Below are 7,294 nucleotides of genomic sequence, written 5' to 3'. Positions count from 1 at the left end.
CTATTTAGGGAAAAACTAAAAAAGAGGTTAGACCTCATGTATAAGATCTAACCTTGAAAATTAACTAAATGACATTGGGTACTGAACAGTTACGATATACCAAAGAAATATATGTCAGAAAGGATGGGTTAAAACAAATGTTGGCAATCAAGAAAATATATATGGATTATGAAACAGCCCCGGTTGGTGTTTCCCATATGCCCCAGTTTGCCTGGGAACTTGTAAGCAATAAGAAAAATGTAAAACAAAAATCCTACGAACTTCAGATTGCAAAAGACGCTGATTTTACAGATCTGATCTATAACAGCGGAAAAACAGAGTCTGAGGAATCTGCACATGTTTATGCAGAAGGTGCTTCACTGGAGAGCGGCAAGCGCTATTTTGTCCGTGCAAAAGCCAGTGATGGTCAGGAAGAAACGGACTGGAGCAAAACTGCATCTTTTGTAACTGCCCTTGCAGGAAAAAATGGTGAGTGGGAGGAAGGCGCACCAGCATGGAAAGCTCCTTTTGTATCCGCCGAAACTGACGATTCCTATAAGAGCGTTTCCAAAGGAACCTATGTAAGAGGAACCTTTGAAATCAAAAAAGATATAAAAGAAGCCTATGCCTTTACCACAGCCCTTGGCCTGTATCAGTTTTACCTGAATGGCAAAAAAGTTGGTGAGGACGAGATGACACCGGGCTGGACATCCTATAGAAGACATCTTCTCTATCAGACCTATGATGTAACGGAATATCTGCAGAAGGGCATTAACGGTGCCGGAGCAATGCTGGCTCCAGGCTGGTATAAAGGAGTTATGGGACTGACAAAGGCCCGCAACAACTATGGTGATCAGACGGCTTTTACTATGGAACTTCTGATTCGCTACACCGATGGAACAACAGAATCTGTTTATACGGATCCATCCTGGAAAGGCTGCGATTCACCGGTAGTATTTGCAGAAATCTATGATGGTGAGACTTATGATGCAGCCCTTGAGATTCCGGACTGGTCAAAGGCAGAAACTACAAAAGGCGACTGGAAGCCGGTTCAGCTTGTATTCTTTGATACACAGGTTATGCGCGCGCAGTACGCTGCAAAGGTTCGTGTAATGGATCGTATTCCTGCAAAACGTATTTTCAAAACACCGGCAGGAGATGCGGTTATTGATTTTGCCCAGAATATGGCAGGGCGAATTGAAGTAACTGCAGCCGGAAAACCGGGCGATGTGATCGAGCTTCACTGCTTCGAGGTTCTGGATAAAGATGGAAATGTATATCTGGATAACCTTCGTGCAGCCAAGGCAACGATGAAATATACTTTTGCAAGAGAAGAGACAGTTACCTGGCATCCGACTTTTACTTACATGGGATTTCAGTATGCGCTGATTGTTTCCTATCCAGGCGAGCCGAAAGCTGAGAATTTCACAGCTTGCACTCTTCACTCCAACATGGCTTCAAACGGAAGTCTGGAGTGTTCGAATCCGCTGCTGAACCAGCTGCATCACAATTTCCTGTGGGGACTGAAGAGTAATTTCCTTGATGTACCTACAGACTGCCCGCAGCGTGATGAGCGCCTGGGCTGGACTGGTGATGCGCAGATTTTCTGCCGTACAGCCACTTATCTGATGAATACCTATACGTTCTATAAGAAATGGCTCCATGATCTGGAGGTTGATCAGACACCAGAGGGCGGTGTACCACATGTTGTTCCGAATATTGAGGAAGGCCGTACAGATGGAAACTGGCTTCTCCGCCAGGGACCTCACTCTGCAGCAGCCTGGGCTGATGCGGCCATCATCAATCCATGGACCATGTATCTGATGTATGGGGATAAAGATATTCTGAAAAAACAGTACAACAGCATGAAGGGATGGATTGACTTCATGCGTGCCCATGCTGTTGATTATATCTGGAACTATAAGCTGCAGTTTGGCGATTGGGTAGCTCTTGATGCAGAAGAAGGCAGCTACTTTGGAGCCACACCAAATGATCTGACCTGTACTGCCTATTATGCATACTCTACCGGACTTTTTGTCCAGATGGCGAAAGCCCTTGGAAAAGAGGATGTGGCAGCAGAGTATGAGGAGCTTTATCATAAGATCGTAAAGAAATTCCAGGAGACCTTCTTCGACGCAGAAGGAAATATGACAGCACAGACACAGACCGCACATATTGTGGCACTGTATTTCCAGCTGACTCCTGAGAAATATATCACAAAAACGGTAGAAGGTCTGAAACGCCTTCTGGACAAAGAAAACGGTCATCTGGTTACCGGATTTGTGGGAACTCCGTATTTCTGCCATGCACTAAGTCAGAACCACGCTCTGAAGGAAGCCTATGACCTGCTTCTGAAGGAAGACTTCCCATCCTGGCTGTATCAGGTGAAAAAAGGTGCCACCACGATCTGGGAGCACTGGGATGGAATGAAGGATGACGGAAGCATGTGGAGTGCAGACATGAACTCCTTTAACCATTATGCATATGGTGCCATCGGCGAATGGATGTACCGTGCAATGGCCGGAATTGAGGCAGATCCGGAATATCCGGGCTTTAAACATGCGATACTCTATCCACGCATTGGCGGAAATCTGAAGTACACTGCAGGAAAATATCATAGCATTTATGGTGATGTTGGTGTAAAATGGGAAGTCCAGGGAAAACAGATTACTTTAACTGTTCAGATTCCGGTAAATACAACAGCAGAGATCCGTCTGGATCAGGCGAAAGCGGTTCTGGAAAGCGATGGACTGACATTTATCAGGGAAGCAGACTATATGGCTGCTGAAGCAGGAAGCGGTACATACCAGATCGTATTTGAACAGTAATCATAATGCAGAATGCGAAAGGGTGATGAGAATATGGAAAAGAAAAAGGAACCTTCAGGAATACAGAAAGCGTGGAGACGGCTGAGTATTCAGAATCAGATTTTTTTATCCATGTTTCTTATCACCCTTTTGGGTGTGGGCGTTTTGATGAATATTGTATACAAAACCTCTATTGATGCGATTGAACAGAATTACAGGGCATCTTATCAGTCTACACTGAAGAATTCCAGCCGCGTTATGGATATGAATCTGAAGAACATTGTAGACGTAGGGCGAAGCTTTCTGAATGATGAAGCTCTTCAGCAGATTTTGGAAAAAGGCAATGAATACGGAGGCAGCAAGTTTACGTCCACAGACCGTGTGAAGCTTCGTGTGATTGCAAATGAAATGGCAAGTCAGCAGGTGTGGGTGAATTATATAGTATTTACGGATCTTTATGGTCATGTGTATCAGCTGAATAATGTGAACCAGGGTACTTATGATTTCTATAATTATTATAGTGATAAGGATATTCTGGAAGAAAGCTGGGTGAAACAGGCAAAGGCTGCGCAGGGAAAGGAAATTTTTTTCCGTGACAGTATTTTAAAAGCAGGAACAAAGAAAGGATTTTCTTATGCGAAATATATGATCAATCCCTCTGATGGACAGGGAATGGGCTATATGGTGGTGGGACTGAGCCAGAAGCTGTTGGGAAAATCCTTTGTTATGGGCAATGAAAGCTTTGATTCCAGTAACTTTATGGTTGTAGATGAGGATGATCAGCTGGTTTATTTTGTGGGAAATGAGGAAAGGGAGAATGCAATTATGCAATCCTATTCTAATCCGGGAGAGAACCATCTGTATCTGTTTTCTTCTGTCACCAATTCTACTACAGGCTGGCATATTGTAAACGTAGTGGAGAAAAATGAGATCAGTGAAGAGAGCAAAAATATCCGGCTGACCTCGTTTCTGGTAGCCGGCTGTGTTCTTGTAGTGGGTTTTCTCATGGCACGAATCATTTCCAGAACCATCAGCCATCCTCTGAAGCAGCTGGAAAATACCATTGCACAGGTTGGGGAAGGAGAGCGTCACATTACAGAAGAGTTTGACTACAGTGAAGTTGGCCGGATCGGACGGAAATTCAAGGAAATGGTCAATACGAACCTGGAGCTTTCCGAGCATCTTATGGCGGTGAAGCTGAATGAACGGGAAGCAGAGCTGCTTTTGCTTCAGTCCCAGATCAATCCCCATTTTCTTTATAATACACTGGATTCTCTGTACTTTGTTGCAATCATGCATGGGGATGACCAGATGGCAGAAATGGTAGAAGCACTTTCTGATAACTTTAAGCTGGCGCTGAATAATGGAAGCAAATATATTAAAGTTGCGGATTCTGTGAAATGGATGCAGGGCTATATGAAGCTTCAGAATATGCGCTACAATAATCGTTTTGAACTGTTCGTGGATATCAGAAGGGAAATTCTTCAGCGTGAAACGATTACCTTTATTTTTCAGCCATTTATTGAAAATGCCATGTATCACGGTCTGGAGCCGAAGATTGGAAAAGGAAAGATTTCCCTTCGCGGCTGGCAGGAGCAGAATAATATGATTTTCACTATTGAAGATGATGGTGTGGGAATTGACGATATGTCCAGACTGGAGAACGGTTATGGAGTGCGCAATGTAATAGAGCGTATAAAGTTGAATTACGGGGAAAAATACGGCGTAACATTTGAAAGCAGTCCAGGCAATGGAACGAAGGTAACGATTGTGGTTCCGGTAAGATAAGGGATAGGGAAATGCAGATACAAGGAGGATTTTCATGTATCGCTTAGTGGTAATTGATGATGAATATATAGTTGTGCAGGGAATTAAGGCTTTAATTTCCCGCCTGAAGCTGGATTATGAGGTAGTAGGGGCTGCTTATGACGGAATCCAGGGACTGGAAGTGATCCGAAGTGAGAAACCGGATGTAGTAATTACGGATATCCGAATTCCGGGGCTGGATGGTCTGTCTGTGATCGAGGCGGCGAAGGAAGAATGTCCGGATACATATTTTATTGTGATCAGTGGCTATTCTGAATTTGTGTATGCGCAGAGGGCGCTTACTCTTGGCGTAAAAGATTATATTGATAAGCCGGTTACAGCAGATAAACTGAAAAATGCCCTTACCAGAATTGAAGATGAATGGGCGAAGACTCGTCATGAGGATAATCGTAAGGCGCAGGCTAATCGCGAGAAATTTCAGGAATTGGAAAGAACTTTTGAGAGCAGTGTAAAATGTATTACAGACTGTGATGCTGCAGCATTTCGGGAAGAATGCCGGCAGGCAATCAGATGCCTGCAGGAACTTTACCCGGAGTTGCAGGATTTTCGCAGGGAATTTTACAAGCATCTCTGTGTGCTCAGCGATGTACTGATCGAAAGTCAGAAGCAGGTGGAACGAAGTTCACTTGTCTCTTTTCAGGAGATGGAAAAATGTCAGAGCATAGAAGCAGTACAGGCCTATGGGGAAAGCGTTCTGTCTGATATCAGCAAGCATCTGACTGCGGACCAGACCGGAAGCAAACACAGAGTTATCCTGGAGCTTCTTACTTATCTGGACGAGCATTATGATCAGGATATCGGGCTGAGTGAGCTTGCAGACAGAGCCGGAATGAGCACGGCGTACTTAAGTGTTCTTTTTAAAACAGAGGTTGGTACATCTTATGTGAAATATCTGACGGATCTTCGCATAAAAAAGGCGAAGAAGCTGCTGCAGGATGGATATAAGGTGAATGAAGTCAGTGAAATGGTGGGATATAATAATTACAGATATTTCTGCGATATTTTTAAAAAACACGAGGGCATGACTCCCAATGAGTACAAGGGAAACGTGTGGAAAGCAGAATGATAAAAATAGGATTTGCAAAAATGCACATATTCGAATTGCTGAATATGTGCATTTTATATATTTAGCACAATTGAATACCTGAATAAGCAGAATTTTTTATAAAAAACAGTCTAAAAAAACTGTACATTACCAAAAAAATTAGGCACTGGTAAAAAAACAGAACAATGGTATTATATAACCATAAGATATTTCCCGGGGATACAAAGAAACAAATTAAACGTGACCGAAAAGTAAATGGCTATCAAGAGTAACTCATAACAAAATTCAATAATTTTGAAAATTCTGGAGGAATTTATAATGAAAAAGAGAGCATTAGCTATTTTAATGGCAGCATTAACAGCAAGCACCATGTTTGCAGTTCCTACATTTGCAGCAGACTACTCAGGAGAGGATCCACAGCTTGAGAAAAACGTCAAAATCCTTACTATCTGGGCAGAAGATAATGACAATGGTATGCTGTTAAACAAAATCTGCGAAGACTATCAGAAAAATGTAAACCCGAATTTCACATGGGAATATGAGATGGTTGCTTCTGACAACCTTCAGCAGAAAATTGCTACACTTGCAGCATCCAACGATCTTCCGGATCTGTTCGCTTACGAAGCAGGTGCTCCGCTCAGCGTTCTCATCGATTCCGGAAAGGTTAAAAATATTACAGAAGCTGTTGACGAGATCGGAACAGCAGATTATTTAAACAGCGGTGCTGTTGAGCTTCTGAAAGGATTATCCGGAACAGATGATCTTTATGATCTTCCTCTTGGACTGAACGTAGAAGGCTTCTGGTACAACAAAGCCCTGTTCGAGCAGGCAGGATGCGAAGTTCCTACTACATGGGATGAGTTTGAAGAGGTTCTTCAGAAACTTTCCGATGCAGGTATCCAGCCTCTTACAACCGGCGGATCTGACAAATGGGGCGCAACCCGTCTGATTAATGCATACGCAGTAAGAACCGCAGGAAACGACATTATGACAAAAGCAGCTGACGGCGAAGTTCCTTATACAGATGAGAAGCTTGTTGCAGCAGCTGATAAGATTGCAGAGTGGGCAGAGAAAGGATACTTCGGAGAAGGTATCACAACAGTTGATATGAACACAGCTGGTTCCATGCTGATGAGTGGAAAAGCAGCCATCTTTTACAATGGTTCCTGGTTTACACAGAACCTGACTGATGATTCCCAGAACCCGGCAGGCGAGGACGGAATCGGATTCTTCAACATTCCGGTTGCAGATGAGTCCATCAGCTCCGCTACTTCTTACTCTATGAACTGTGGTAACATTCTTGCACTTGACAATGACAAATATGATGAGGCTACTGGCTGGTTCCTGAAATACTTCATGGAGAACATCGGAAACGTAGCTATGGAAGATCAGGGAACTGTTAAAGGTTACACATATGATGTTGCAGCAGATGATATGGATAACTACACCAAGCTTGTTCTTGACGAGATTGACAAATCCACAGAAGGATTTGCATGGTGGGAAGCAAAAATGCCTAGCGAAATCTCCAAGACAGCTCAGGAAAATGTACAGCCTCTGTTAAACGGCGAAATGACTGGCGAAGAATATATGCAGTCCATTCAGGATGTATATGACATGCAGTAAGTAACAGCTTTGG

At 43.4% G+C, this 7,294-nt stretch carries 4 protein-coding genes; all 4 read left to right on the top strand.

Annotation, left to right across the window (positions count from 1 at the left end; genetic code table 11):
* Positions 1-137: 137 nt before the first annotated feature.
* On the top strand, positions 138-2,807 hold the full coding sequence (locus tag AB5618_RS05055) for a family 78 glycoside hydrolase catalytic domain (protein ID WP_368366557.1): 2,670 nt from the start codon (positions 138-140) through the stop codon (positions 2,805-2,807).
* A 33-nt stretch (positions 2,808-2,840) separates the two neighbouring features.
* Positions 2,841-4,574 (top strand): sensor histidine kinase, encoded by a 1,734-nt coding sequence (locus tag AB5618_RS05050; RefSeq protein ID WP_368366556.1) that lies wholly within the window; start codon positions 2,841-2,843, stop codon positions 4,572-4,574.
* A gap of 34 nt (positions 4,575-4,608) precedes the next feature.
* Positions 4,609-5,679: a response regulator gene (locus tag AB5618_RS05045; RefSeq protein ID WP_368366555.1), complete on the top strand. Its 1,071-nt coding sequence runs from the start codon at positions 4,609-4,611 to the stop codon at positions 5,677-5,679.
* 297 nt (positions 5,680-5,976) lie between these two features.
* Positions 5,977-7,281: an ABC transporter substrate-binding protein gene (locus tag AB5618_RS05040; RefSeq protein WP_368366064.1), complete on the top strand. Its 1,305-nt coding sequence runs from the start codon at positions 5,977-5,979 to the stop codon at positions 7,279-7,281.
* Positions 7,282-7,294: the final 13 nt, after the last annotated feature.

This window comes from Ruminococcus sp. J1101004sp1_RTP21198st1_B9_RTP21198_201120, from assembly GCF_040924245.1.
Lineage (GTDB): Bacteria > Bacillota > Clostridia > Lachnospirales > Lachnospiraceae > Blautia_A > Blautia_A faecis.
The sequence above is the reverse complement of the archived record's forward strand: the minus strand, read 5'-3'. Positions and strand labels throughout refer to the sequence as shown.

Bases quoted from the DNA above. Each gene is read 5' to 3' on its own strand.
- AB5618_RS05055 (WP_368366557.1), top strand. From the start codon at position 138: ATGTTGGCAATCAAGAAAATATATATGGATTATGAAACAGCCCCGGTT.
- AB5618_RS05050 (WP_368366556.1), top strand. From the start codon at position 2,841: ATGGAAAAGAAAAAGGAACCTTCAGGAATACAGAAAGCGTGGAGACGG.
- AB5618_RS05045 (WP_368366555.1), top strand. From the start codon at position 4,609: ATGTATCGCTTAGTGGTAATTGATGATGAATATATAGTTGTGCAGGGA.
- AB5618_RS05040 (WP_368366064.1), top strand. From the start codon at position 5,977: ATGAAAAAGAGAGCATTAGCTATTTTAATGGCAGCATTAACAGCAAGC.